A 26,971-nucleotide genomic window follows, 5' to 3' on the forward strand; every position below is an offset into this window, starting at 1 on the left:
AGCCGATCATCGGAAAACAGGAAGCTCGTACCAGGCCTCGCCTCTTCGGAGACGAGGCCATCACCGATGCCCTAGATAATGGCTACACGTGCTGGCCGGGCCGGATGGATGGACGGCCTTCTCTTCCACGGGGCCATGACGGCAGGCATGCCGGCTTCGAGGCAAGCCGCCAGGAACGCCTCGCGCGCGATCACCGCGGGAATGGTTCCGTTGAGGGCACCCCGGCACGTCTTCACCGCGCGCTCGTGGCGCTCTCCGTGGCGCAGTGGCCATTCGTTTTCGAGAAAATCCAACGCGTCGTATGCGCCTGTGAAGATCCGCTCCAAACCGCATCGCAGCCGAATCCTTACCGGCCGGGTCCATGGAACATCGTTCAGCGGCATCTTTTCCTCCTTTCATGCCACCAATGATCCTGACGAAATGATATTGGGAATTGTCTCCGGCTGTTCAAGACCGTAAGGCCAACCAGATCATCGCGCCGTTGTTCAGGGAACCTGCTCGGTTCCGTCAGCCGATCTCCCGGAAGGTAATGGAATAGCGAAGCTGCTCGACAGGCGGGATCGAGTGCTCCCATTCGTTCCGGGCGGGACCCGACAGCAGGTAGACCGAGCCCGGCTCGACAATCACCGACACACGCTCCCAGTTCGGGCCGGCGCGGCGCCTCAGCCTGAAAGTACACGGCGACAGCAATGAGACACCGACGACCCTGCCGAACACCTTTTTGTCTTTATGCCAGCCGATCGGCGCACCCGGCGCATATTCGGTAATCAGCGCCTGTTGCAAGCCATCGGGTTCGATACCGGCGAAAGCGGCCGCAAGGGAGCGCACGGGCAAAAGGAACGGCGGCACGTCGTCAATGCGCCTCACCCGCTCCCTATCGAAGTCATACTTCCAGCCATAGGAGATGACCTTTCGTTTGCCCTCAAAGCCATGAAAGTCGAAGGGTTTCAGAGGCAATTGTCTTATCTCTCGAAGCAGATCCGACTGGACCGCCTCGGGAACGACGGCGGGTTGATAGCGGAAGCCCTGGGGCAACCGCGCCTCCGCTTCAGCAAACAAGTCTCCTTGCGGCGAAATGCTCATGGTCAATTCCTCGCCGGCGTGTCAGTGGACACTCGGCGTTTTGACGACTGCGGCGAAATCTTCTGCCACCAGTTCGCTGATCGCAATCAGGACTTCCTCGGCCGAGAAGCCAGAACCAATCGTAGTGCGGATCAGATCCTGCAGATCAGGCTCGACGACATCGCGGCAATCGTCGAGCCGCTCGTCCGAGATTGTAATACTGTGCAATTCTTCCATCGTTCGACCTTTCAAGGTTTCGGCTGGGCTCAATGTGCCGGCGGGCCAAAATCATTTACTGGCAGACGCTCGGCGCACGGCGATAGGGAACGGGCCCTTGCGCTGCACCCTGCAACTGCTTCTCCCTTATTATTGTGGTGAATGTTCAGCCGAGTTGCTCGGCAATGATCGCCTCCACTTCCCTGCGCGTTAGAAGGCAGGGGTACGGCTTCCAGTTGTTGTCCGGCCGAGCGACGACGTCACCGCGCTCGCGCGGCTTCATGGCCGCAGGCGCGGTAGCAATGCTTGTCTGGTTCAATCGAGTACCTTAGCAGCACGGGCGGCCACACCTCGGCCGCCCTTTTAGCACGCGGATTGTCGACCTCATCAGGACGCACGCCGCGTGGTGTGGGATTATGTGGGTGATTGCCAAAAGATAAGAGGTGCCGGTCTGCATTACAAGGCGGTGCACAGCCGCGGACACAGATGGGTGAATGGAGGTGCTCAACCTTGCATGGTATGTCGTTGACCCCCGGCCCTGAACGCCGGGGTATCCCGCGTTGGTTCAGGATGGCGAAGACGACAGAGAGGGTCGGTTGCCGGAGAACGCGCGAGGCTGGATAGTCTCGAGCTCATCGGTGGAATCGTAAAGTGATGGTCCACGGCGGTGATCTGCCGCACAATCACCAGCACAACATAAAAACTGGCTCGCCTCTCGTAGGATCAATCTGCACAGATTAGGCGCCTCAAACGGATCAGAACTGGAGTCTGGCTCACTGCGATTGAACGTGAACGTCAGTGCTGGCTCTAAGCACATTTTCGATCAAGGCTCACAACTGCTTCAGAATGATTTCCGAAGCCTTCTCCGCGATCATAATCACCGGTGAGTTCGTGTTGCCGGAGACAATCGTCGGCATGATAGAGGCGTCGACGATACGCAATCTATCGAGCCCGTGCACGTTCAGCGTCGGATCCACCACCGCCAAAGTGTCATTCCCCATCTTGCATGTGCCGACTGGGTGAAAAATGGTCGTCGCGATGTCGCCTGCCCTGCGGATCAAATCCTCGTCGCTGTCGTGCTCCCGACCGGGAAGGATTTCCTGCGGCCGGAAGCGGGCGAGCGCCTTCGTTTTCATAAGGCTTCGAGCGTGGCGGATGGACCGTGCCGCCAAAATCCGGTCGCCGGCGGTGGAGAGATAATTCGGGCGGATTTCTGGCGGCAGCGCCACCTCGCGCGTCGTCACATGCACCGTGCCGCGGCTTTCGGGCCGGAGATTGCACACGGACACCGTTACAGCCGGATAGCGATGGAGCGGTTCGCCAAGACGGTCGGTGCTGAGCGGTTGGACATGGTACTCGAGATCGGCCGTCGCGACGGCCGGATCGCTCTTGGCAAAGATACCGAGCTGACTTGGCGCCATGGAGAGCGGGCCGGACCGGCCGATGGCATATTGCAAACCCATGCCGACGCGGCTGAAAAGACTGTGATAGAGCTGGTTCAATGTGCGCGCGCCTTCAATCTTGAAAACCGTGCGGATCTGAAGGTGGTCCTGAAGGTTTTCTCCGACACCCGGAAGGTCGTGGTGGACGGGAATGCCGTTGGCCGAGAGCACCTCTGGCCGGCCGACGCCCGACAACTCCAGGATCTTCGGAGAGTTGATCGCGCCAGCCGATAGCACGACTTGTCGGGATGCGCGAGCGACGCAGAGGCGGCCGCGATGCTGGAAGCGCACGCCGGTGACCGTCTTTCCGTTGAATTCAAGCCGCTCAGTTTCCGCGCCTGTGAGCAGGCGCAGATTCGTGCGTTTCATCGCCGGCCGCAGGAAGGCTTTTGTTGTGTTCCAGCGCACGCCGCCGCGCTGGTTGACCTCGAAATAACCCGAACCCTCGTTGTCACCATCGTTGAAGTCCCCGGTCTTCGGAATGCCTAGTTCTTCGGCCGCGTCGCGAAAGGCGTCGAGAATCGGCCAGGAGAGGCGCTGGCGCTCGACGCGCCATTCGCCGCCGGCGCCGTGCGTGGCGGACTTGCCACGATAGTTATCTTCCGACTTCAAGAAGTAGGGCAGTACGTCGTCCCAGCCCCAGCCCACATTGCCGGCCTGCCGCCAGCCGTCGTAGTCGGCGGCTTGCCCGCGCATATAAATCATGCCGTTGATCGATGAGCAGCCCCCGAGCAGCTTGCCGCGCGGATAGTTCAGCGCGCGGCCGTTGAGGCCGGCTTCCGCGGCCGTCTTCATCATCCAGTCGGTGCGCGGGTTGCCCATGCAATAGAGATAGCCAATCGGCACATGGACCCAATGGTAGCGATCCGAGCCGCCGGCTTCGAGCAGCAGGACCCGGTTCTTCGGATCGGCCGACAGACGGTTTGCCAGGACGCATCCGGCCGAGCCGGCACCAACGACGATGAAATCGTAGCTGCCTTCGTCCACCGGCATTTCAGTGCTATTCATGGTCATGCCGCAGCTCCCGCCACCTGGTCTTTGGCTGCCGAAAGCCGCCGCCAGAGGGGGGTCATCGCTTCGGCAATATCCCTGTACAGTGCATAGCGCCTGTTGTAGTGCGCCGTCAGCGCATCGTTCGGCTCGTAGTGCCGTTCGACCCGCACCATGGCATTCGCCCCTTCCGTGAAATCGGCAAAGAGGCCGACGCCCGTTCCCGCCGCAATCGCCGCGCCCAACGCGCCCGTTTCCCGCGAGACAGCGACGGAAACCGGCATACCCAGCACGTCGGCGAATATCTGCGGCCAGAGGCGGCTGCGCGATCCGCCGCCCGACAGCACGGCCTCGTCGAAGATGGCGCCCGCCTTGCGGATCGTCTCGATGTGCTGACGATGCCCGAAGGCGACACCTTCCAGAAGCGCGCGAACCAGGTGCCCCTTGCCATGCCAGCCCGCAACTCCATAAAAGCCCGCGCGCGCATGGCCGTCCTGCTGGGCGCCGTAGAGGTAGGGATGGTAGACTGGATCGTCGGACGACGGCTCGATCGCAGCCGCCAAAGCGCAGCAGCCGTCGAAGGGCGATACGCCATCGTGATGTTCCCCCTCGAAGAACTCCCTTACCAGCCATTCGAGATTGGCGGCCGAGGTCGCGCTGTTTTCCATCGCCATGTAACGGCTACGGTCGAAGGTCGCGGACATGAAGACCGGCCCGTCGAGGGCGGGGCGATCGATGATCACCTGGTTGATGCTCCAGGTGCCTGCGATGATCGAGGCGCTGCCCGTACGCGAGACGCCCGAGCCGAGTGCAGAGGCGACGACGTCGAACAACCCGCCGATGACTGGCGTGCCGGCTGCAAGCCCGGTTTGCGCTGCGACCTCTTCAGTCACGGTGCCAGCGATGTCGGCGCTTTCGATGAGCGGCGGCAGCAGGTTCATGCAGTCGGCCAGGCCATAGGCAGCCATCAGCGTCCGGTCGTACCGGCGGGCGGCGAGATCGAGCAGGCCGGCGCCGGACATGTCCGAGACCTCGCTGACGCGACGGCCGGTCAGACGGTTGACGACGAAATCCTTGGAGAAGAACACCGTGCCGATGCGCTCGAAGAGCTCGGGCCTGTGACGCCTCAGCCAGGCAAGAAGCGTTGGCGTCTGCGAGGGCCAGGGGCGCTGACGGCCGATCGGATAGGTCCGGTCGCCAACGCCTTCGGCCGCCCATTCTTCGACGAGACCTATCGCCCGCGTGTCGAGCGACTGGATGGCGAGGAGCGGTTCGCCGTTCCGGTCGAGCGCATAAAGCCCGTTGCCATGGCCGGCACAGCCGATTGCGGCGATATCGGTCGCCGCGATGTCCGCCTTGTCCAGACAGGTGCGGATGACACGCTTGGCATGGGCCCACAGCTCGCCGAGATCGCGCTCGACATGGCCGGGGTATGGCATCCGGCTGTGGCCCTCCTCCCCCGCATGCGCCAGTTCCTGGCCAGTCCGATCGAAGATCACCGCCTTGATGACGGTGTTGCCGGCGTCGATCCCTAAAAGATAGTCTCCCATTCGCAACCCCTCCCAGGTTCGGTTATGCCTTCATCCCTGCTGATAGAGCGCGAAGGCGTCCTCGCTGCTCGCATCCTCGTGTACGATCGCCATGAGCCCGCGCACGACGGCGCTCGGATTGGCATGTTGGTAGATGTTGCGGCCATAGACCATGCCCACCGCACCTTGCCGCATCAAGGCCGCGGACTTGGCGAACACGGCGCGCAGGTCTTCCTTGCCGCCGCCGCGCACCAGAACCGGGCAGCGCGCAGCCTCGACCACGCGGTGAAAATCTTCCGTATTCGCCGTCGGATCCGCCTTGACTATGTCCGCGCCCATCTCGCGGGCAAGCCGCGTCAGCGTCACGATCTTGTCGGCATCGCCATCGACCATGTAGCCGCCGCGTTCAGTGACCGGCTGCATGACGAGCGGCTCGATCATCAGCGGCACACCGTACTTTTCGCAGTCTGCCCGCACGCGAGAAATGTTGTGCACGCACTGGCGGAAGAGATCCGGCTCGTCGGGCAGCATGAAGAGGTTGACCACCACGCAGGCGGCATCCATCTGCAACGCGCCGATCAGCGGCTCCGCCTCGTTCTGCAACACCGCCCACATGTCGCGATGGCGGATCCGGTTATAGGGGTTGCCCATGTCGATGCGCATGACGAGCGCCGGCTTCTCCTTGCCGGCAATGTTCTGCAGCAGGTCGGCTTGGCCGTAGTTCATCTGGATCGCATCCGGCTTCGCATCGACCAGCGCGTTCACGATGGCCGGCATGTTCTCCAGTCCATCGAGGAAGGACGGTTCGTTGCACACGCCGTGATCGATCGCCACGTCCAGGCAACGGCCGTTGCCGAACAGTCGGTTCATCCGGATCTTGCGGTTGTCTCGCATGCTTCACTCCTTTGTTTGTTCCTTGCCGAAAGGGTTGCCTCCGCGACGCCGTGGCGCTCGCGCATGAGGGTGAGAAAACGGGTGCGCTCTTCGTCCTTGCGCTGCACTGGCCAGCCCTTCTCGTCGGCGAGGAGGTCGAGCGCGGTCTCGGCCATGTCGAGGGAAAGCTCACCGGTGATGGCAAGTGTCGTGCGCCGGAGGAGCAGGTCGTCCAGATGCTCGACCGCCTCCGTGCGGATGAGATGCAGGAGCTCCCGGGCGCTGTAGCCGGCATGAGGCAAAAGGTTGTCCGGCCCCGCGGCGGTGAAGCGGGCAACGGCCTTCGCATCTGTACCATAGCGCTCGAAAAGCGTTGCGACGCGATCGAGGGAAAGGCCTGTCGATTCCGACAGGTCCCGAATCCAGCCGCTACGGTCTATCGGAAATGCCCGTCCGCCGCCGAAAGTGCGGTCCGCCGTGTCGAAGAGGCGGCTCCGGTCAAGCCGTTCCAACGCCATGTCGGCGGCGAGTTGGCCGAAGGAGCGAAAGGTCGTCCACTTGCCGCCGATCATGCAGAGCACTGGTGGCCCGCCGTCGCGGCCTTCGAGAACGGTGCAATAATGGTCACGCGGGATGCGGCCGGTGAAGCTGTCATTGCTTGCCGGCAGCGGGCGCACGCCTGCGAACTGGAAGACGATCTCTTCCGGGCGGATGCGGACACCCGGCAACACGAAGGCGAGCGATTGCAGGATATAATCCCGCTCGTCGGCCTCGCAGCGCACCGTTGCGGGGTCGTCCACGCGGATATCCGTCGAGCCGACGAGCACCTTGCCGAGATAAGGAAAGAGGATGCAGATGCGCCCGTCCTCGTTCTCGTAGTAGATCATGTGGCCATCGAGCATGTCGCGAAGCCCCGCATGGTCGATGATGAGGTGCGAGCCCTTCGTGCCGCCGATCAGCGGCGCGGGACGAGCTGCCTCAGGAAAGAGCGCGCCATTGGCGATATCAATCCAGCCGCCTGTCGCGTTGACGACCAGTGACGGCTTGATTGCCAAGGTTTCGCCCGAAATCTTGTCGTGCAGCAGAAACTCCCCGCCCCGTGCATGCTCGATCGTCGCATAGTTCAAGGCGCCGGCGCTCGGGCCGGCCAAGAGCCCATCAAGCAGGAGCTCAATGCCGATGCGCTCCGGGTGACTCACCCAGGCATCATAATAGGTGGCGGAGTTGCGGATCGCCGGATTGAGCGCCGGCCATTTCGCAAGCGTGCTTTTGCGACCGCGAAACTGATGGCGTGGCATCAGGGCGCGCTTGCGCGTCAGGAAGTCGTAGATGCTCAGTCCAGCCTTGATGGCGACGGTGCCGCGGCGGCTCGGCCGACGGGTGAGCCCCAGAAAGCGCACGATGCCGTTTGCCAGCCCGGAAAAGATATCGAAGATCGGCACCATGGTCGGCAGCGGAGCGACATAGTGAGGGGCATTGCGCAGCAACCGGTCGCGCTCGACGAGCGATTCCTGCACGAGGTTGAACTCACCGTTTTCAAGGTAGCGCAGTCCGCCATGCACCATGCGCGAGAGCCCGGCGCTGGCCCCGGAGCAATAGTCGCCCTTCTCCACGATGAGCACGTTGACGCCCTGCAGCGCCAGCTCGCGGAACACGCTGAGACCGTTGATGCCGCCGCCAAGGACGCACACGTCCACCTTCGGGCTTCGGCGAAGCCCGTCCAATGTCTGTTCGCGGTTCATCATGACAATCCGTTATCCGTCCATGTTGGCCAGCTTCGCCGATAGGGCGGCGTCGATGGCCGCGAGATCTTCCGAAGACAGCCGAAGCGTGCCGGCCCGGGCATTGTCGAGGGCCTGTGCCGGGTTGCGCGCGCCGCAAAGGGCAAAAGTCACACCTGGCTGCGCCAGTGTCCAAGCGATCACCGTCTGGGCGATGCTCGCATCGTGACGGTTCGCGACGGGCCGGATCGCGTCGGAGAAATCCCGCGCCTTCTGCCGGTTGGCGACGGAAAAGCGCGGATTGTCCTTGCGCTGATCGTCACCGGAGAAGGTCCGATCCGGCCCGATGCTGCCCGAAAGTAGCCCGAGCGCCAACGAGGAATAACTGAGCGTCGATACGCCGTTTGCAACGCTGAGCGGCAAAAGGTCCGCCTCGATCTCTCGATCGATCATGCTGTACCGCTCCTGGATCGCGTCAAGCGAGCCAGTGGCTATGTACTGCTCAAGCACGGACCGTTCGACATTGCTGGCGCCGATGGCGCGGATCTTGCCGGTCCGCTGCAGTTCCTCCAGCGCCGCGACGGTCTCCTCGACCGGCGTCGTCACGTCCTGCCAATGGGTGATGTAGAGGTCGATATAATCCGTGCCGAGCCGGCGCAGGCTGTCCTCCACTTCATGGACAATCGAATCCGCGCCGAGATAGCGGTGAACCGGCTTGCCATCCTGGTCGAACAAGTGATTACCCTTGTGCGTGTGCCAGACGAGGCCACATTTCGTAGCGATCACTGCCTTGTCACGCCGGCCGGCAAGCGCCTTGCCGACAATTTCCTCCGAGCGGCCGAGCCCGTAGGCGGGCGCCGTATCGATGAGCGTCACGCCGGCTTCAAGCGAGGCCTGAATGGCTGCGATGGATTGCGCCTCATCGGTTCCCCCCCACATCCAGCCGCCGATCGCCCAGGTGCCGAGCCCAACGGCCGACGCCTTGACGCCCGAGCGCCCGATCTCGCGCATCAGCTGTTCGCCGCTCATGCCGAAACCCCTTGCTTGGATGCAATTTCAAGAATGCGTGCCCCGGTCGCCTCGTCGGTGACGAGCGTGTCGAGATGGTTGCCGCGCAGGACGCTGAGGATCGGGCCTGCCTTGTTCGGGCCGCTGGCGACGCCGATCTTCATCGGAATCGAGGCGAATTCCGCCAGGGTAAGCGACACCAGCGAACGATTGAGGCTGTAGTCGCAGACCCGGCCCTGGTCATCGAGCAGGTGGGCAAGCAATTCGCAGCTTGCGCCCGAGCGCTCGATCGCCGCCCGATCAGTACTGGAGGAGGGATGCAGGTCGTAGTAGCTGGAGTCGTCCGTTAGGATCGAGCCGATGCCGACGACCGCCACCTTCGCCTCGCGCGCACGTTTGAAGACGTCGGCGACGGAGCGCATGTTGATCAGCATCGCCCGCTGCTCGGCGTCGTCGGCAAAGAGGGGCGCGTGGATCTGGTAGGAACGCCCGCCGAGCCGGTCGGCCATCAGGGTCGAAACATGGTTGACGTCGGTATAGTGCTTGCCCTGGACGCAGCCAGTTGCCGGAATGACCTCGACATCAAAGCGGCGCGGCGGCTGCAGACCGGCGACGACGGCGCTCACCCCTTTGCCGCCAGTGATGCAGATTGTGTCACCGTCGCCGAGCTCCTCCATCAGCAGGCGCGCCGCAGCCTCCCCGACCGCCTGGAGCGCGGTCTGCGGATTGTCCGAGACGGTCGGGACCACGATCGCGCGGCTGATGCCGCCGAGTGCCAGAAGCCGCTCCTCCATGTCGACCAGCGGCTCGACCGGAGACTTGATCTTGATCTCGACGAGGCCGAGCTGACGGCCGCGTTTGATGAGGCGGTTGACGGTGGCTTGCGAGATGCCGAGCTGGCCGGCAACCTGTGCCTGCGTCAGGCCCTCCATAAAGTGAAGGACGAGCGCCTGGTGCATCTGGCGGGCGATGACAATCTCCTCGCGCGGTACTGTCGTCTTGGGTTTCAATTTCGCAATTGACATGTCAGGCGGCTTTCTGCTTGTGCAGGAAATGGTCGATGGAAACGGCAGCGAGCAGAATGCACCCCTTGATCATGTCCTGCCAATAGACTGAAACATCGAGCAGGATCAGAGAGCTGGTGACGACAGAGAGAAGAGCGATGCCGAGGATGGCGCCGAGTATCGTGCCGGAGCCGCCGTTGAGCGAGGCGCCGCCGATCACCGCCGCGGCGATGATGTTGAGTTCCATGCCAACGCCGAAGGTTGGAGTCGCCGCGCCGAAACGGGACATGTAGATGACGCCTGCGACACCGGCGAGCGTGGAGCAGAGCACCGTCACCCAGAATTTCACGTGATTGGTCTTGATGCCGGAGTAGAGCGCGGCCTTCTCGTTGCTGCCCGTATAGAAGACTTTGCGGAAGGCGGTGGCCCGGCGCAGCAGGAAATCGAACAGGACGACGACGGCGACGAAGATCAAGATGACGTAGGGTACGCCGTAAAACGTGCCCTGCCCCACCGCCTTGAAGCCCGCCGGCAGCGTGAAGAGCGAGAGCGGCGTGCCCTTTGTGATAATGAGGCAAAGGCCGCGCACGATCACCATTGCCGCAAGCGAGGTGATGAAGTGATTGAGTCCCACGACCGTCACAAAGAAGCCCATTATGCCGCCGATCGTGCTGCTTGCGAGGATGCCGATGAGCGAGGCCGTCCACGGGTCGAGCCCGGCGAGGAAGAGCGAGCCCGAGAGCACCATCGCGAAGCAGACCACGGAGCCGACCGCGAGATCGATGCCGCCGACGATGAGCAGGATCGTCATACCCACGACAACGATGCCTTCAACGGAAAAGCTCATCAGCATGGCACGGAAATTGCCAAGCGTCAGGAAGTGCGGGGAGGCAAAGCTCATGATCACGCAGAGCGCGAGGATGATCGCGATCAGCCCCGCCTCGCGCATTGTGCCGATGCGTTTGAAGGACGCTGTCTTCGGCGCGCCTGTCGCCAACGTGTCGATTGCCATTCCCGTCTCTCCCACTTTGTTCTCACGCGGCATGGCTCGCCGCCTTTGCCGTGCCCACGCCCGAAGCAAGGCGAATCACGGCCTCCTCCGTCATCTCATCGACGCCGAGCTCGCCGGCGATGCGCCCCTCCCGGACGACAAGCACGCGGTCACATAGCCCGAGGAGCTCCGGCATTTCCGATGAGATAACGATGATGCCGACGCCCGACCGCGCAAGCTCGCGTAGCAGGCGGTGGATTTCGGTTTTCGCGCCGACATCGATGCCGCGCGTTGGTTCGTCCATCAGGATGACCTTTGGCTTCACCGCAAGCTGCTTGGCGAGCGCAACCTTCTGCTGGTTGCCGCCGGAGAGCGATTTGACCGGCGCCTCAATGCCGCCCATGCGCACCGCAAGCCGGCGCGCGAAATTCTCTGCCAGTGCGGCTTCCGCGCGGCGGTTGAGCAGACCGATCGGATTGGTCAGCGACTTAAGGTCCAGTACGGAGATGTTCTGTGCGATGGACATTTCTAAAAACACGCCCGACCCCTTGCGATCCTCGGAGAGATAGACGATGCCGGCCTTGACGGCATCGCAATAGGAGCGGATCGACTGCGCCTTGCCGTGCAGGCGCACCGTGCCCGCCGAGCGCGTTTTGAGCCCGCAGATGCCTTCGGCGATTTCCGTGCGGCCGGAGCCGATGAGGCCGCCGATCCCGAGGATCTCGCCCTTGCGCAGGTCGAAACTCACATCATGGAACCGCTCGCCGTCACCGATATTGTCGGCCTCGAGGATCGCCTCCCCGGACGCGTCGTGCGCACCGAGCTTGTCGGGATAGAGCTGGGTGATCTCGCGCCCTACCATGCGGCGCACCACATCGTCCGGCGTGATGTCGGCGATGCGGTCGGTACACACGTAGCGGCCGTCGCGGAAGACGGTAACCCGGTCGCACAGGCTGAAAATCTCCGCCATTCGATGGCTGATATAGATGATCGAAATGCCGTTCGCCTTGAGGTCGCGGATGATTGCAAAAAGCTGCCGCGTCTCGGTTTCAGTTAGCGCCGCGGTTGGCTCGTCCAGGATTAGTACGCGGCAGTCGAGTGTCAGAGCCTTGGCGATCTCGACGAGTTGCTGGCTGGAAATCGGCAGGTCCGCGACCTTGCGGCGGACGTTGATCGCGGCGAGACGATCTATGACGGCCTGTGCATCGCGCTCCAGCGCGCGATAGTTCATGAAGGGGGCACGGCGGCGGTTGGTCGCCGCCATGAACATGTTTTCGGCCACGGTCGCATCCGGGCAGAGGGCGATTTCCTGATGCACGAGACCGATGCCGAGCGATTGGGCCGCGGCAGGGGAGGATATGCGCACGACCTTGCCATCTACGCGAATTTCGCCTTCGCTCGGCTGCAGCACGCCGGCGATAATGTTCATCAGCGTCGATTTGCCGGCGCCGTTCTCGCCGCATAGCGCATGGACTTCGCCGCGCTCCAGCGTGAAATCGACGTCGGTCAACGCCTTCACCGCCCCGAAATGCTTGGTGACGCCATGAATGCTAAGCACCGGCTCTGCCATCGTCTTCCTCCCTCTCCATCACGACCATCCGCACCCTTGAGTGCGGATGGCAATCTTCAGAAGCCTATTCCTCGATGCCCTTCGTGCCGCGCCGCTTCAGGTACTTGTCCCAGTAGAAGTCGTCGGCGTTTTTCGCCGTCACAATAGACAGGCCGTTATCGACGACCGGGATGCTCATTGGGTTGAATCCGGAGCGCTTGGCATCGTTCATCGGGTCGATCAGTTCCGGATGCTCGGCGAACCACAAAAGCATGAAGCCCATATAGCCCTGCATGCCCTGGTTCGGATTGATCGAGCCGAAGACTTCACCGGCCTTGATCATGTCGAGGATGTTGGCATTGACATCTGCGCACATGACGAGGACCTTGCCGCCGCTTTCCTTGTTTGCCTGCGCAGCGCCGATCGCCGAGTTCGCTTCGGGCATGAAGACGGCGCCGAGGTTCGGATTGGCCTGGATAAGACTCGAAAGCCCCTGATAGGCCTTGGTCGGGTCCTGGTTTGAAGCAGCGCGGCCGACGAGCTTCATGTCCGGCCACTTCTCTTCCATACGGGCTATGAAGGCGGCGATCCGCTTGTCGTGGTTGTCCTGGCCCGGATTTTCGAGAACCGCATATTCACCCTTGCCGCCCATCTTCTTGGCGATCGCATCGGCGGCATAGGTGCCCTCGCGGGTGTTGTCCGAGGTGATGAAGGAGACGCGCTTGGAAAGTGGCGAGTCGGCCGCAAACGTGACGACCGCCGTACCTTGGTCAATCGCGCGGTTGATTGGCTCGATGAAGGGATCTGAGTTCATCGGATGAACGAGAATGCCGGCCGGGTTCTGTGCCAACGCCTGGTCGAAGGTGGCGATCTGTTTGTTGACGTCATATTCCGGCGTGCCGGTATATTCCGTCTCACAGCCGAGCTGCTGGCCCGCCTGCTTGAACATCTCATAGACAGGGAACCAGTATTCCACGCCCGACACCATGACGTTCATGACGTATTTTTCGCCCGGCTTGCACCGGAACGGGTTCTCCGTTTCGGCGGCCGCGGAACCGGCAAAGAGCGTCGACGCAAGGACCGCCATCGCGGTCGTGCTGAAAAAAGTGCGCAAGTGTCCTCCTCGGGGCCAAAGCCCCTCCCAAAAAAGCCCGAAGGGCGCCAGACCGGCGCCGGTGATCGCAGTGATGACCGGATTTCCTCCTCGAAGTTCCGGTAGGAGTAGCTAAACGCAATGCATCACGTCTGTCAATATAATTCATCGCGTGAATTATAATTCACAGACGCTATCATCGCTACTTGGTGCTTAAGCAGAGCCCAGATACGAAAAAAGCCTGCCGCGGGAGGAGGTGCGGCAGGCTTTCAGGAAAACCGAACAGCGACTGGGAGGAGGAGAGCCGCCGTTCCTACAGACGTCCCTTGGGAGGAGGAGTGGGTCGCCTGAAACACGAAGCTCTGCGGGAGGAATGCAATTGCTTCGTTAAGAGAGATCATACGCGATCGCTGGGCGGTTGATAGGCTTTATGTTGCACTGCAGCTATGCAAGAAACACAAAGCCACCAGGCTCGCGATCGGCAAAAGCCCTGGGAGAACATGGAAACATGAAAATTGACGCGAAAACGCCCGCATGAGCGGGCGTCGGCAGCGTCGGCGAGCTTGGAGCAGCGCTATTAGCGAGCGATAGATGCCCGGGCGATGCTACGAATATCGGCGCGGGCGATGCCGAGATCCTGCAATTCACGGCTGGACATCCGGCCAAGTTCGGAAACGGTCTGACGGTACTTGCGCCAGTTATTGAAAGAGCGTGCCACGTTCATGATAATCCCCTTTCCTGAGGGCTTATGACGTCAGCAACCTGCTTGGCTCCGGCGTCGTTTCGATGATTGGAATATAGGTGTTTCAATCGTTTTAAAACAGCGACAATCCGTCACCGCAGCTATGCGTCTGGCGCATATGACCCGGGGTTCTTGCGACGATCCCCATTGGCTCGCTCTTTAGGCAGAGGCCTGAATGGCATCTAGCCGCCGATCTTAAAAGCCGCATCCTGCAAATGCGCCTCATTTGGACGCGATTGTCCGGACCACCTCAGGAGTATCCGCATCAGACGGTAAAATATTGAGGAACCGACACCCCTCCCCGCCAGTTCTCCTTTCACGAAAGGAAAACTCAATGGCAAATGAACTCGAAGCCGGCTTCACCGGATCGCCAGTTGAAAAACCTGAGGGCATCCGGAAAGTCGCATCTGACACCGCCTCCGCAATCAAGCGCGAGGCCAACGCTGTCGCAGTCGGCGTGACAGACCATCCGCAGGCCGCAAGCTCACTCATCCTCGGGATCGGAGCGGCAGCCTTCGGCATTGGCTACCTGCTGGGCAGGTCGTCCGTCTCCACCAGAAATCGGCATTGGAGGTAATGACATGGCAGGAGAGGAAAATCACGCTCGATATGGAGGACGGCATGGCTCCATTCACGAAGACGAAGTGCGGAGACGAGCGCATGCCATTTGGGAGCGAGAAGGACGACCTGAGGGTCGTCAGGAAGATCACTGGATCCAGGCGAAGGGAGAGATCGAACGGGAGGCCGGTGAAATCGAAGGCGACGACCTTCCAAGCTTGGACGCCCTGAGAGAAGCCGCACGCGAACATACCGACGCGTTCCTGGTTGCAACCGACCTTGAAGATGCCGATGAGCGCGAGGCCGCGCCCGGCACCCGTGAGCAACCCTGATCGTCGCAAAAGGCCTGATCGTCGCAAAAGGAAAGTGAAGATGACAAAGACCGTGACAACAATTGCGGCCGCATGCGGCATCATGCTTTCACTCTCCGCCTGCGGCAACACGATCGGCGGCATGGGTTCGTGACACCGAACTTACTTGTTGCGGGCAACATCCAATGCGATCCTTAGCTCCGGTCCGTGTTCAGTTCGGCAGCCTTCGGTCCATTCCGGCGCAAAGCCGATGTCAGGCTCAGCGACACCAGCGGACAGGGCGCCGTCAGAACGCCCGTCCGTTAGACGGGGCCGATCCTGCCTTGTCAAAGCTCGTCCCCAGTGATTTCCCAAAGCAGCGAGTATGTCACTTTGCCTCGCCGCGATGCGGCGAGGCCAAAGTTCCAAGAGCCCTACTGCATGACCGCGGCGAACCGCATCCACCTGGCGATCGAGTCGATCGGTGCGTTGTCCGGCATCTTGAGAGGGCTCTGATCGGGCGTGAACCCGCGCGAAAGGGCCGAGTCTGGATCGGCAAGCAGGACGCCCACGAATGTCAATGCCACGAGACAGCTCCCAACTTCGCCCAATCGGTTTCCACCTGCAGCCTCGGCTTCGGCAAGAATGTAGAACCACAGCGGTGTGCGCTCGTGGAAGCGGGACGCGGTGCTGGCGAGAAAGTTCTGCAAATTAGGCTTCGTGGCAAACAGGGCTGAGACATCTTGGATCGGCGAGGACTCCACTGCGCCGATTTGTTTGAGATGCTTGTGTAGCGCCTGGCCCGTCGGAAGCCTGAGATTGTAGCCTCGACGAAGGTTCCTCCTTGCCAGGTTCTTGAACAACGCCTTGAGCTGCTGATCGCCCTGGTCTTCGCCTTCCTTGAACATCGTATGCAATGGCGGAGCGAGTTCCGTGTCGATCTTTCTGGCAAGACGGGCCGGCTCGCCGTCGCTCCCGTCGTGGGGATCGACCCCTGTAAAGCGCGCCCAGTCGATAATCCAGTTCTTGGGCAGCTTCTTCTCGTCATCCAGCCTGCCGCCGCCGCCGGTGAATTCGAAAAGCAACCGCAAGGTGGCGCGCGGTAGGAAACCGGTGCCCGGTCGCCCAAAGTTCTTGTTGTAATCATAGAAGGCTCTGACCATGGAATGACCGAACCGATAAGCCGCCGCGGAGAATTCTAACGGCAAAGCATTTCCAAGTCGGGTATTCTGCCTTCGGGCATCGAACTCGGCTCTGAACTTGAAGAAATGAGATGCCCGATCGTTGACGACGCGGTCCACCACAACCGGGTCGCACACGCCCTTGAGATATCCATCAACGATCAGCCACTGATAATGGAGTCTGGTTAGAGCCTGGGCTGAGCTGAAATCGGCGATCCAGCCTGTGTCGTGCGACGCAAGGTAGTCGATGGCCTTGTTGTGGAACCGAAGAAAGCTCAGATGGAACTGCGCAATGACGAGATTTTCGTCGTTGCGATTGTCCCCGATTATCGCGCGCTGAGGCAACGTATCAGAGAATTTCTGAAACGCCTCAGGCGTCATCGCCGCCTGAGCCAGACGTAAAGCCGCTTCCCGGACGGACGACTGGACCTGGCCATACCGCGGCAGATCTCGATGTTGGTCGAGGTTGTCAGGCAAAGGCCCCGGTTCGATCGCTGTTCCGACACGCATTTTGTCTTTCAGCGTGGGGTGGCGAAGACCAGAAATCACTTTGACAACGTCTGCATCTATACCGTCACCGACGGCAGATCCGCCGTAGACACTATCAAGATCGAAGCGGGGCGAACGGGCGTTCCTGAACTGGCTCTCCACTGTCGACGAGGCGACAGGCGGATGTGCGTTGACCATGCTCGAAATCGCCCCTTCGCGATCAGTTCGGGCTGTCAGCTCATGATCCAGGAATTGCCCCCAATATGTGAAAACCGGCGGGAGCGCAGAGTCTTCTGTCGGATCCTCACTCGTCGGCGTAGCGACAGTGTCGATCACCATTGCGCCGAGTTCATCGAGCTCCCCAACCGTCTCCGCCGTGTTGGGCAAGTAGTTCTCAGGCGCATCCAGTGGCGGTACGAAATAGCCGAAGTCAGCCTCTTCGTCGACCGCAACGTCACCTGTCGCTGGCGGCCCGGCGCGAAGGCTTGAGATCGAAACGGTGCGCTTTTGCTCGGTACCCCCGTGTGATTGAAAAACGATTGCCATTGGCAACACCCTCCGTTTTCCAGCCCGCGGGATAATTCGTACAGCTATAAGGCGAAGTCAATTAATCATATAGGGCTATTTTTCGCCTTAAAGTTGGTAAATACAGCGTAAAATCGACCCCCGTGGTGTTTGGATTCGGAGCATTGTCATTGCGTCCGCAATCGCCCTGAGTGCCATACCAAGCCCCAGGACACTCGGTCGACGGCAGCGCCTCAGTTCCTTACCTTGGCGTCGATCGCCAGAAACAACGCCGCCCACTTCTGAGGCGGCGGGCAGGCATCGTTTGCCGCCAGCGAGCACTCGTCAAAATGCGGAAAACGGCCAAGATCCGCGACTGAGCAAGGTGGCGCTCGTTTCATCACCGCTCGTCGCACGGCTTTCTTCGACGTACCGACTGATGCCACAGGCTTCACTTCGGAGCGGCCGGACCTTGATTGACAAAGGCCACCACGACTCCTGGCTTGACCATTCCGGCCAGCTCTTCGGCGTCCCAGTTCGTCAGACGCACGCAACCGTGCGATCCAACCTTGTCGATTAGTTTTGGTTCAGGCGTCCCATGTATTCCATAAGTCGGTTCAGTCAGGTCGATCCAGACGCTCCCGACCGGACCGTTCGGCCCCTTTGGTATCGTCAAAACCTTGTTATTCTTCCCCTGCCTGAAGTTGAGCCTTGGGTCGTACCTGTACGCCGGCATCCTCGCGACGCCTTTGACCTTGTGCTTGCCCGACGGGGCCGGATTGTCTTCGCTTCCGATCGTCGCGGGATAGACTGCAAGCAGCGATCCGTCTTCGGCATAGGCCAGGATCTGCCCTGTCTTCTTGTTGGCCTCGATCCTCTCGACCTTTCCTTCTTTCGGAGGGCCGGGCGTCACGACCCAAACCGTGTCTCCAGGAGCGAACCGCGAAGAGGGATTGAGCGCTTGCAAAAGGTCGACGTCCATGTGAAACCGCTCGGAAAGCTTCTCGGCAACGCTGGTGTATCCCATGCTCTGCATCTTCGCCTTCTCGTCGTAATCTTCAGGGATCTTGTCGACGAGGCCCGTGGCGTCCTCTGCCGAGATGACATAGCTCTCAACGATGGGCAAATTGCCTTCCAAGCGGGCGACCACCTCCGGATCCGGCTTACCATCGGCAACAAGGCTCATCATCATCTCGAACCCGGCCACGGCTTTGCGGACATTCTCGCCGTAGAAGCCGTCGATCACACCTGGAGACGAGCCCGCTCGGTCGAGCAGGACCTGAAGACGCACGACCGCTGGATCTGGATCGGTAGGCGCCTTAGTCGGCATTTCTGCAACGATGGAAGCAATCGAAGCGGCATTGACGGCTTCGCGCCGAAGTTCCTGCGCGCCAACACCACCAACGGTGAAGACCAGAGCGAGCAGCGACATGGGCAAGGCTGTTTTCATGGATAACAAATGGCCGGTACCGGCAACTTGTTCCACAACGCTGTGGGGCCTGGCGTCTTGATAATGCCAAGAAAGCAAACTTGCGGGTCGGCGAAGGAATAGCAGAGCCCGCACATCACATGGGGGAGCACGCTTTAGATAGCTCGCGAACAGGTGACCTTGCTGGCATCTGGGGCAGCTTCCCTTGAAGCCAGTCAATATGGATTGGACGTCGGCTGATGGTCACCATCATGTTTCCATCGCGTCTCAACTCTGCATAAGCGCAGATGTTCCGCTATCGCCACTGCACATGCATGCGGTCCGGCACCGGCATCGACCGCACTATTCGCATCTTGCGTCTCGATGGAGCCGACGCCGCGCCTAGTATGGGACGTTTGCGGCACGGGCGAAGTCGCCAGAACTTGAGTGAGCTTGGTCGCTGGTCAATTTAATATGGGGCGTTTTGACGGAAGCGCAGGTTCTGTCTTGTGAGCTGATCGACGGATGTGCATCCCATAAGCTTCATATCGCGCGCGATTTCGCTCCGCATTAAATCCAGCGCGCGTTCGACACCCGCTTGCCCCGCGGCCGCGAGTGGGAATAGGTAGTATCGACCGAGACCGACAGCTTTGGCGCCCAATGACAATGCTTTGAGCACATGGGTGCCACGCTGAACGCCGCCATCCATCATCACGTCGATCTTGTGGCCGACCGCGTCGACGATTTCGGCGAGTTGGTCGAATGCGCTGCGCGAGCCGTCCAGCTGGCGGCCGCCATGGTTGGAGATCACGATGCCGGTACATCCTATCTCCGCTGCTCGCTGAGCATCCTCAACCGACATGATGCCTTTCAAGCAGAACTGTCCGTCCCAATGCTGTACCATTTCGGCGACATCGGCCCATGACATCGCAGGATCCAGCATTTCGGTGAAATAGCGGCTGATCGACATGGCGCCACCGCCCATGTCGACGTGGCCGTCGAGTTGCGGCAGACGAAAGCGTTCATGCATGAGATAGTTGATTGCCCAACCCGGCCTGACCGCGAACTGGGTGAGGCCGGCAAGGTTCAGTTTGAACGGAATCGAAAAGCCTGTGCGCTTGTCGCGTTCGCGATTGCCGCCGGTGATACTGTCGACAGTCAGCATCATCACGTTCACGCCGGCCTGCTTGGAGCGTGCCATCATTTCCCGGTTCAGGCCACGGTCCTTGTGGAAATAGAACTGATAGACTTGCGGCCCGTCGCTGATCTGACGTGCTTCTTCTAAACTGATAGTTCCCAGCGACGACACCCCGAACATCGTGCCGTATTTGGCTGCTGCTGCAGCCACCGCCCTCTCGCCTTGATGATGAAACAGCCGCTGCAGCGCCGTCGGCGAACAATAGACCGGCATTGCTAGTCTTTGGCCCATGATCGTCACCGACATGTCTACATCGCTCACACCGCGCAAGACGCTAGGCACCAGGTCGCAGTCACCGAAGCATGTCGTATTGCGACGATAGGTGACTTCGTCGTCAGCCGCACCGTCGATATAATTGAAGATCGGTCCAGGGAGGCGCCGCTTGGCCAATTGGCGGAAATCATGGAAATTGTGGCAGTTCTTCACATTCATATTCCAGCTCTGATATCTTGAATTACACTGAAGACCGAGCTCTGATTTTCGCCCATTCGATCGTCGTCGGATGTCTCGGTTCCATCCACCGCTAAGCCAAGGACGTTTCCATTGCCCTAGAGTTCGCCCTTGCGTCCCGATGCAGGGGTAGAGGGTGCAACGTTCGATGGCAAGTTCCCACAAAGCTCGGAAACGGGATATGTCGCGTTGTGACCTGGCGGCCTGGACAAGTCGTCCCTGTGGTTTGGATACCTACGGCGGGGGCCTCGGCAATTACTTTATCCAGCGACTGCGCGCGACAAGGTCATGTAACATTTCGGGTTCTGGGCTTACCGCCACCTTGCGGTGATCTTGCCGGACGAGAAAGGGCGCTCCACGACTTCATGTCGGAGCGCCCGTAGCATGCGGGTCGACGACGTTTGCGGCGGAGGTCGACAGCAGGCAGCAACAAGATGAAGAGATTCGGTACGGATAGGCAACATGGGATTGGATTTAGGGACCATGTCATGCGCTGACTGATTGCGTTATCCACCGGTTATCCACAGCTTGCCCACCGCGACGGCGGCTACGACCGCAGCAACTTCAATGACATTTGCGTGACGGCAATCACAACACAGAATTGCTATGTGACCGTTGGATGACACCATGCATTTGTTTGTCGGCCTCGATACAAACCGAGGGGCCGCCGCGATAGATTCAGCCTCTCTCTCGAGCGCGTGGCGGCGGACGCTCGGAGGCGGAGGGCGGTGGGCAAACATGAGGGCCCACCGCCTTCTTTTCAACCGAGGGTCGCTCGTCTGGATCCGCCCAGCTCACGTGGGGAGTCTGACAATTCCATATGGATTGAACTTGAACTCATCCGCCTCGTACGTTGAATCAAAGGAAAGTGTTGCATGACGTGTCGTAAGTGTCGGCTCGAGCCCCCACTTCGCGATCTCGTCAGCCACCGCATCCATCGTGGCGACAGCCTGCCTTTCATTGCCAACCGATTCCGGCACATACACCTCCGGCAGCCCCACGAGATGAAAACCGACACTCTCAAAATATCCCAGAGCTGATAGCGGGCGTTTCGCAAAAGCCAGCCGTCCGACCCGCTGTTGAGCCAAAAGGTCGCCGGCCTTGAGCGCTTCGGCTCCTTGGCGTATCAGTTCTCTCCATCGATCAAGCCCATGGGCGACGCCAGCGCTTTCTCCCTTTACGGCGACCGACCCCGCGCCGATCAACCGTTCGACAAGACGCAGGGCAGCCATCGTGACCCTCACTGTCTCCACCTGGATCATGCGCGGCCCAGGGACATAGAGCACGGATTGGTGATTGGCGACGGCTTCCTCGTCTGCCGGATTCCACGCTTTAGGTTCGACCCGATCCCAGCACACGGCGAATGACTGCTCCATATGATCATCCGGCTCGGTCTGAGAATAGTCCACGGCGACGCTGAACCCCGTGCCGAAGTCACGGATTGCTTGCGATGCCGCACGGGACAAAGGCGTCAGGTCGCGCTCCTGGGCGAGAAAACAGAGAACATGCCGGGGCGTTGCCGACGATCCTTTCGCCTCGGTCTGCGTCATTGTGTCCCCGTCAGACGAATCTCGACCGGATTGCTGCGCCAATGACGGCTTCCAGCCGATCACGGTCCACATCGATGCCAAAAGCACGCGACGCATAAGATTCAAGGCATAGGCATCCTGATCGGCCGTACACTGATCACGGCTCGGCCGAAACCTGCGGCACAAACGCGGCTTTGCAGCATTCGCTCATGCAGCTTCACCCGCCAGGGTCTGCTTAAGGCGATGGATATGCCTGGCACCAATGCCGCAACAACCGCCTATTATTGTTGCACCGGCCTCCGCCCAAGAGCAGGCAAAGCGCGAATAGCTATCATCGTTCAGATCGGTGCGGGTAGCATGGAGGCTTTCATTCGCGCCGGCATCATTTTGCTCCCCTTCGAAAGCATTGGCGTAGACCCCGATCTCTACCGTGGAGCCGCTATTCTTGAATGCACGAGATGCTGTTTCAACCGCCGTCCGCATGACTTCTGGCTTGCTGCAGTTGAACAAGAGCGCCTGCGCGCCGGACGAGGCGGCCCAATTCGCCGCATCGTCGACCCGCTCGCCGGAACGCAGCTTCGGTTCACCTCCTCTTACCTGTGCCTCGTCATCGGCCAGCGTGAACGAGATCCAGAACGGCTTCCTGTTTGCGGCAACTGCAGTGCGCACAGCCTCGCCCTCGGCGATCAGGCTGAGGGTTTCCCCGAGCCACAGATCCACAAAGGGGCTGAGCTGTTCAACTAGCACCTTGAGATAGTCCTGGACCCGCAAAGGATCAAAGTTTTGGGGTTCGTAGGACCCGAAGATTGGCGGCAGCGAACCAGCAACCAGAACTTTCCGATCCTTGACGGCATCGGCGGCTTTGCGTGCCAATTGGCCTGAGCGCGCGATTAGCGCCGCCCCTTCCTTCTGAAACCGCTCCTCGCCGATGTGGAAAGGCACCAGCGCATAGCTGTTGGTGGTGACGACGTCCGAGCCGGCGGCGATGAATTCCTCGTGGACCTTTCGGACTATGTCTGGCGAATTGACTAGCGCCAGCGCAGACCATTCCGGCTGCTTCAGTTCGGCACCGAGGCGCAGGAGTTCGCGGCTCATGCCGCCATCGAGAATGCACAGTCTGCTCATGGATAGGTCTCCGTAAGGGAATGGAATCAAAGCCGGCAGCAAAGCCAGGCCGCAGTTGGCGATGATGTCGTCCGCAGCGAGCCGATCGACAACCGAAAGCGTCTCTGGCGGATGGCCTTAAGCACTCATTTCTGCCAGCACGGCGAAACAGTCCGGAAAGGTGTGGCGTCATGACCGTTCGTTTCCCCGTTGGCGTTAGCGTCGCGATGGCACCTGCGCCTCGAGGAGGCGGAAGGCGCGAGCGATGATTGCCGTGAGCATCAGATAGAAGACGGTAACGACGATCAGCGGCTCATAAACGAGCAGCGTATCCTGGCGCACCTTGCTCGCTACCGCGTAGAGATCCATCACTGTGACGGTGAATGCGAGCGGCGTCGCTTTGAGCTGCATGACGATTTCGCCGCCGATTGTCGGCAATGCGATGCGAATGGCCCGGGGCAGCCATATGCGCCGGATCAGCGTGAAGGGCCGCATGCCGAAGGATCGGCCCGCTTCCAACTCACCCTTGGGCACTGCGAGCAGCGCGCCGCGCAGCACTTGCGCCTCGTAGGCGGCATAGTTTAGCGTAAAGCTCACGGCCGCGAAGAAGAAGCCCTCACGCAGGATGGGCCAGAACAGGCTCTGGCGCAGGCCTGGGATCATGGGCAGCAGCGAACCGACGCCGTAATAGAAAAGCCAGAGCTGGATGAGCAGGGGCGTGCCGCGGAAGAAGGTGCAGTAGCCGCGAGCGAGATATTGCGCCAGCGGGCCGCCGCTCACCTGTGCGAAGGCGAGGCCGATCGCCAGGACGAATCCGAAGACGACCGAGATCACCAGCAGCAGCACCGTCTGCGCGGCGCCCGCCAACAGAAGCGACCAATAGGAGGCTATCCACGAGAAGGTCATGCCTGTGCTCCTTAGGCAGGCTTCGGCTGTCCGCGCCGCACATGGCGCTCGATCAGGTTGAAGACGATATTGGAGACGAGCGTGAGGGCGAGATAGAGAAGGGCAGATGCGAGGAAAAAAGTGAAATAATGCTTGGTGCTCGCGCCAGCCAGGCGAGTGGCGAGCGCCAGTTCCTGATAGCCGACGACGGCAACCAGCGCGCTGTCCTTGGTGACCGACATCCACAGATTGGCAAGGCCCGGGAGGGCATTTGGCAATAATGCCGGCAGAATGATCCGGCGGAAACGCAGCATCGGCCCCATGCCGAATGCTTTCGCCGCATCGATCTGACCAACGGGGATGGCGAGGATCGCGCCACGCAGAACTTCCGTCATATAGGCTCCCTGCACGAAGCCGAGCACGACGACGGCAACGACGAAGCCGTTCACTTCGATCGCAGGCAGCTTGAGCCCGGCCAAAAGCCGGTTGAGGCCGTCCATTCCTGCATAGTAGAGCCCAGCGATCAAGATCAGTTCCGGAATGGCGCGGATAGCTGTCGTATAGACTTTGAGCAGCAGGCCGAGCGGCCTGTTGCCAGAAAGCTTGCCAAGCGCACCTCCCGTCCCGAGCAAGATGCCGATCAGGAAAGCGCCAGCAGAGATGGCAATCGTGGAGGCGGCACCGACAAGCAGGGTTCCACCCCATCCGGGCGGATAGGGGGAGAGCAGGTCTAATATGCCTCGTGGTTCGGTTGCCATCGTCCGATCGGGTCCGGGATCGGGGTCAGTTCGTACCGTAGATGTCGAAGGCGAAATATTTCTTGGTGATTTCACCGTACTTGCCGCTGGCGCGCACGGCAGCGATCGCAGCATTCAGCTTTGCCTTGAGCTCGGAATCTTCCTTTCGCAAGCCGCCGGAAACGCCGGCTCCGAGAATCTCCTTGTCGTCGGCGACGTCACCCATCTTGACGCAGCAATCCTTGCCGGCGTCGCTTTTCAGGAATGCATCAAGGGCAAGCGAGTCGCCGAACACATAGTCGATGCGGCCGGCGGCAAGATCCTGGAACGCCTCGTCCAGAGTCTGATAGGTCTTCTCGTCAGCCACATCAGCGAAATACTTCTTGTAGTATTCCGATTGGATGGTCGAGACCTGAATGCCGATGGTCTTGTCCTTCACGTCGTTGGCCGTCGCGCCCAGGTTCTGGTCCTTTGGGCCGATCAAAGTACTCGGCGTGTTGTAATACCTGTCGGTGAAGTCGATGACCTTCGAACGCTCTGCGGTGTTTGACATCGACGACCAGACGACGTCGAACTTCTTGCTCTGCAGCGCCGGAATGAGCCCATCCCAGGAGACCTCGACAATCGAGCATTTCTCCTTCATCTGCTCGCACACGGCGTTCATCAGGTCGATTTCCCAGCCCTGCCACTCACCGGAGGCATCCTTGGCAAAAAAGGGGGGATACGATTCGTTCATGATGCCAAAACGGACTTCAGCCTGAGCCGTGATGGCAGTAGTGGCAAGCGTGGCGCCGGCGAGCAGCAGGGGGAGCAGTTTCATTCGTGGATTTCTCCTGTTGGGGGTATTTGTGAATAATCAGCGGATCAATGATGGGCGAGCATGCCGGTAAATTCCCGGCAACGGGCACTGAGTGGGGCGTCGAAGATCTGCCGAGGCGATCCCTCCTCCTCGATCAGGCCCTGATGCAGGAAGAGAACATGGCTTGAGACGTCGCGGGCAAAGCGCATCTCATGGGTGACAATCAGCATTGTGCGGCCCTCCTCGGCGAGCTCGCGGATCACCTTGAGCACCTCTGCGACCAGCTCGGGATCGAGCGCCGAGGTCGGCTCATCGAAGAGCATGACGGCCGGATCGACACAAAGCGCCCGGGCAATGGCTGCCCGTTGCTGCTGGCCGCCGGAAAGAAAGGCGGGGTACGCGTCGCGCTTTTCGTAGAGTCCAACCTTATTGAGGAGAGCGTCCGCCTTCTCGACGGCCTCGCGGCGAGCATATCCCAGCACATGGACCGGTGCTTCGATGACGTTCTCAAGCACCGTTCGATGGGCCCAGAGATTGAAGTTCTGGAAAACCATGCCGAGGCCGGTGCGCAGTCGCTCGATCTGCCGCCAGTTCACCGGCTGCATCTGCCCGCTGCGGCTGCGTTTCAGTGCGACTTCCTCGCCATTTACGACAATGCGGCCCCGATCGGGGATCTCGAGCAGATTGATGCAGCGCAGGAATGTGCTCTTCCCGGAGCCCGACGAACCGATGATCGAAATCACGTCGCCTTTACGGGCCGTCGTCGAAATGCCCTTGAGGACTTCATGTGGTCCAAAGCTCTTGTGAAGATCATCCACACGAAGTGCCTGGAGAGACGTTTTTGTCATGGGCGGTACCGGTTCAAATAGCGTTCGGAGAATATCGCGAATAGCTGCGGTTTTTGCGCGCAAATTCTGATTGTTTTGCATTAATTATGCAGAAATCTGTTTCTGATGCGTTTAATATGACAGAATGCCGGTATCGACGGGTAATTTCGCCGCCGGAGGCGGAGGAGCACATGGAAAGATTAGATGGCTTTGACCGCGATATTCTCGATATCATTCAGCGCAATTGTCAGCTGACGGCGGAAACCATCGCCGAAAAGGTCGGGCTTTCGACCTCGGCGGTGCAGAGGCGGCTGAAACGCCTGCGCGATGACGGCATCATCAAGGCAGAAGTTGCCGTCGTCGATCGCAAGGCGACGGGTACGCCGATGGTGTTCATCGCCGGATTGGAGATCGAGCGTGACAACTACGATGCGCTAGCGAAGTTCCGCCTTTGGGCGGAAAAGCAGGATCACATCCAGCAAGTTTACTATGTTACCGGAGCGGTGGACTTGATCACCATTATCACGGCCCGCGACGTCGAGCATTATGACGACATCGCGGCCCTGATCATGAAAGAAAACCCGCAGATCCGGCGCATGCACACGAATGTAGTGCTCAAGGACGTCAAGTTAGGTCTACTGGTTCCGCTGAACGCTGGCGATGACCCCAACAGATGAGTGCGCGCTGCTCATGCTTCTTTGGCCGCATCGGGAAAGTCTCCGCACGGCCTGTCAGGCGGCCCGAAAGCAGCCTATTTCGACCGTCCCATCGGCGTCGAGAGGGATGCACGAA

26 protein-coding genes are annotated in these 26,971 nt (G+C 60.4%); 3 read left to right on the forward strand and 23 right to left on the reverse strand.

Annotation, left to right across the window (positions count from 1 at the left end):
- Positions 1-71: 71 nt before the first annotated feature.
- The 14 genes from BLP23_RS09060 to BLP23_RS09120 all read right to left on the reverse strand — a co-directional run bounded on the left by BLP23_RS09060 (position 72) and on the right by BLP23_RS09120 (position 14,202).
- The gene (locus BLP23_RS09060) at positions 72-383 is read right to left on the reverse strand and encodes a DUF982 domain-containing protein (protein ID WP_092584552.1); all 312 of its coding nucleotides are present in this window, start codon (positions 381-383) and stop codon (positions 72-74) included.
- Between the two features lie 124 nt (positions 384-507).
- Complete coding sequence (locus tag BLP23_RS09065; RefSeq protein WP_092584553.1) at positions 508-1,083, reverse strand: alpha-ketoglutarate-dependent dioxygenase AlkB; 576 nt, start codon at positions 1,081-1,083, stop codon at positions 508-510.
- 21 nt (positions 1,084-1,104) lie between these two features.
- The gene (locus tag BLP23_RS09070) at positions 1,105-1,299 is read right to left on the reverse strand and encodes a hypothetical protein (protein WP_092584554.1); all 195 of its coding nucleotides are present in this window, start codon (positions 1,297-1,299) and stop codon (positions 1,105-1,107) included.
- Between the two features lie 145 nt (positions 1,300-1,444).
- Positions 1,445-1,597: a hypothetical protein gene (locus BLP23_RS33625; protein WP_167363857.1), complete on the reverse strand. Its 153-nt coding sequence runs from the start codon at positions 1,595-1,597 to the stop codon at positions 1,445-1,447.
- Positions 1,598-2,108: 511 nt separating this feature from the next.
- Positions 2,109-3,728 carry a GMC family oxidoreductase gene (locus tag BLP23_RS09075; protein ID WP_092584950.1) on the reverse strand — a complete coding sequence of 540 codons (1,620 nt, stop codon included), beginning with the start codon at positions 3,726-3,728 and terminating at the stop codon, positions 2,109-2,111.
- Positions 3,729-3,730: 2 nt separating this feature from the next.
- Positions 3,731-5,260 (reverse strand): FGGY-family carbohydrate kinase, encoded by a 1,530-nt coding sequence (locus BLP23_RS09080; RefSeq protein ID WP_092584555.1) that lies wholly within the window; start codon positions 5,258-5,260, stop codon positions 3,731-3,733.
- A gap of 30 nt (positions 5,261-5,290) precedes the next feature.
- Positions 5,291-6,133: a class I fructose-bisphosphate aldolase gene (locus tag BLP23_RS09085; protein ID WP_092584556.1), complete on the reverse strand. Its 843-nt coding sequence runs from the start codon at positions 6,131-6,133 to the stop codon at positions 5,291-5,293.
- On the reverse strand, positions 6,106-7,854 hold the full coding sequence (locus tag BLP23_RS09090) for a glycerol-3-phosphate dehydrogenase/oxidase (RefSeq protein ID WP_167363858.1): 1,749 nt from the start codon (positions 7,852-7,854) through the stop codon (positions 6,106-6,108). Before BLP23_RS09090 ends, BLP23_RS09085 begins: the two co-directional genes overlap by 28 nt.
- A 12-nt stretch (positions 7,855-7,866) precedes the next feature.
- Positions 7,867-8,862: an aldo/keto reductase gene (locus BLP23_RS09095; RefSeq protein WP_092584558.1), complete on the reverse strand. Its 996-nt coding sequence runs from the start codon at positions 8,860-8,862 to the stop codon at positions 7,867-7,869.
- Entirely contained in the window at positions 8,859-9,866 is a 1,008-nt protein-coding gene (locus BLP23_RS09100) for a sugar-binding transcriptional regulator (RefSeq protein ID WP_092584559.1), read from the reverse strand. Before BLP23_RS09100 ends, BLP23_RS09095 begins: the two co-directional genes overlap by 4 nt.
- 1 nt (position 9,867) lies before the next feature.
- Positions 9,868-10,857 (reverse strand): ABC transporter permease, encoded by a 990-nt coding sequence (locus tag BLP23_RS09105; protein WP_167363859.1) that lies wholly within the window; start codon positions 10,855-10,857, stop codon positions 9,868-9,870.
- A 22-nt stretch (positions 10,858-10,879) separates the two neighbouring features.
- Positions 10,880-12,406 carry a sugar ABC transporter ATP-binding protein gene (locus BLP23_RS09110; RefSeq protein ID WP_092584561.1) on the reverse strand — a complete coding sequence of 509 codons (1,527 nt, stop codon included), beginning with the start codon at positions 12,404-12,406 and terminating at the stop codon, positions 10,880-10,882.
- 64 nt (positions 12,407-12,470) lie between these two features.
- Positions 12,471-13,499, reverse strand: a complete 1,029-nt coding sequence (locus tag BLP23_RS09115; protein ID WP_092584562.1) for a substrate-binding domain-containing protein — start codon at positions 13,497-13,499, stop codon at positions 12,471-12,473.
- Between the two features lie 556 nt (positions 13,500-14,055).
- Complete coding sequence (locus BLP23_RS09120; RefSeq protein ID WP_092584563.1) at positions 14,056-14,202, reverse strand: DUF1127 domain-containing protein; 147 nt, start codon at positions 14,200-14,202, stop codon at positions 14,056-14,058.
- 352 nt (positions 14,203-14,554) lie between these two features.
- On the opposite strand from BLP23_RS09120, the gene BLP23_RS09125 reads away from it, so the two are divergent.
- Both BLP23_RS09125 and BLP23_RS09130 read left to right on the forward strand, forming a co-directional pair.
- The gene (locus BLP23_RS09125) at positions 14,555-14,797 is read left to right on the forward strand and encodes a hypothetical protein (RefSeq protein ID WP_092584564.1); all 243 of its coding nucleotides are present in this window, start codon (positions 14,555-14,557) and stop codon (positions 14,795-14,797) included.
- A gap of 4 nt (positions 14,798-14,801) precedes the next feature.
- Positions 14,802-15,110 carry a DUF2934 domain-containing protein gene (locus tag BLP23_RS09130; RefSeq protein WP_092584565.1) on the forward strand — a complete coding sequence of 103 codons (309 nt, stop codon included), beginning with the start codon at positions 14,802-14,804 and terminating at the stop codon, positions 15,108-15,110.
- Positions 15,111-15,502: 392 nt separating this feature from the next.
- Here the strand turns inward: BLP23_RS09130 and BLP23_RS09135 are convergent, their stop codons facing one another.
- The 9 genes from BLP23_RS09135 to BLP23_RS09180 all read right to left on the reverse strand — a co-directional run bounded on the left by BLP23_RS09135 (position 15,503) and on the right by BLP23_RS09180 (position 26,200).
- Complete coding sequence (locus tag BLP23_RS09135; protein WP_233426663.1) at positions 15,503-16,900, reverse strand: peroxidase family protein; 1,398 nt, start codon at positions 16,898-16,900, stop codon at positions 15,503-15,505.
- Positions 16,901-17,693: 793 nt separating this feature from the next.
- Positions 17,694-18,692 carry a L,D-transpeptidase family protein gene (locus BLP23_RS09140; protein ID WP_092584567.1) on the reverse strand — a complete coding sequence of 333 codons (999 nt, stop codon included), beginning with the start codon at positions 18,690-18,692 and terminating at the stop codon, positions 17,694-17,696.
- Positions 18,693-19,119: 427 nt separating this feature from the next.
- Positions 19,120-20,280, reverse strand: a complete 1,161-nt coding sequence (locus BLP23_RS09145) for an alpha-hydroxy acid oxidase (protein ID WP_092584568.1) — start codon at positions 20,278-20,280, stop codon at positions 19,120-19,122.
- A gap of 812 nt (positions 20,281-21,092) precedes the next feature.
- The gene (locus BLP23_RS09155) at positions 21,093-21,953 is read right to left on the reverse strand and encodes a hypothetical protein (RefSeq protein WP_092584951.1); all 861 of its coding nucleotides are present in this window, start codon (positions 21,951-21,953) and stop codon (positions 21,093-21,095) included.
- A gap of 81 nt (positions 21,954-22,034) precedes the next feature.
- On the reverse strand, positions 22,035-22,952 hold the full coding sequence (locus BLP23_RS09160) for a homocysteine S-methyltransferase family protein (protein WP_092584569.1): 918 nt from the start codon (positions 22,950-22,952) through the stop codon (positions 22,035-22,037).
- 195 nt (positions 22,953-23,147) lie between these two features.
- On the reverse strand, positions 23,148-23,837 hold the full coding sequence (locus BLP23_RS09165; protein WP_092584570.1) for an ABC transporter permease: 690 nt from the start codon (positions 23,835-23,837) through the stop codon (positions 23,148-23,150).
- 11 nt (positions 23,838-23,848) lie between these two features.
- A complete protein-coding gene (locus tag BLP23_RS09170; RefSeq protein WP_092584571.1) occupies positions 23,849-24,574 on the reverse strand; it encodes an ABC transporter permease in 726 nt (241 codons plus the stop codon).
- Between the two features lie 25 nt (positions 24,575-24,599).
- Positions 24,600-25,373 carry a transporter substrate-binding domain-containing protein gene (locus tag BLP23_RS09175; protein WP_092584572.1) on the reverse strand — a complete coding sequence of 258 codons (774 nt, stop codon included), beginning with the start codon at positions 25,371-25,373 and terminating at the stop codon, positions 24,600-24,602.
- Positions 25,374-25,417: 44 nt separating this feature from the next.
- Positions 25,418-26,200, reverse strand: coding sequence for an ABC transporter ATP-binding protein (locus BLP23_RS09180; protein ID WP_092584952.1), 783 nt, complete (start codon positions 26,198-26,200; stop codon positions 25,418-25,420).
- Positions 26,201-26,370: 170 nt separating this feature from the next.
- On the opposite strand from BLP23_RS09180, the gene BLP23_RS09185 reads away from it, so the two are divergent.
- Entirely contained in the window at positions 26,371-26,856 is a 486-nt protein-coding gene (locus BLP23_RS09185) for an Lrp/AsnC family transcriptional regulator (RefSeq protein ID WP_092584573.1), read from the forward strand.
- Positions 26,857-26,971: the final 115 nt, after the last annotated feature.

This window comes from Rhizobium mongolense subsp. loessense (assembly GCF_900099775.1).
Classification (GTDB): domain Bacteria; phylum Pseudomonadota; class Alphaproteobacteria; order Rhizobiales; family Rhizobiaceae; genus Rhizobium; species Rhizobium loessense.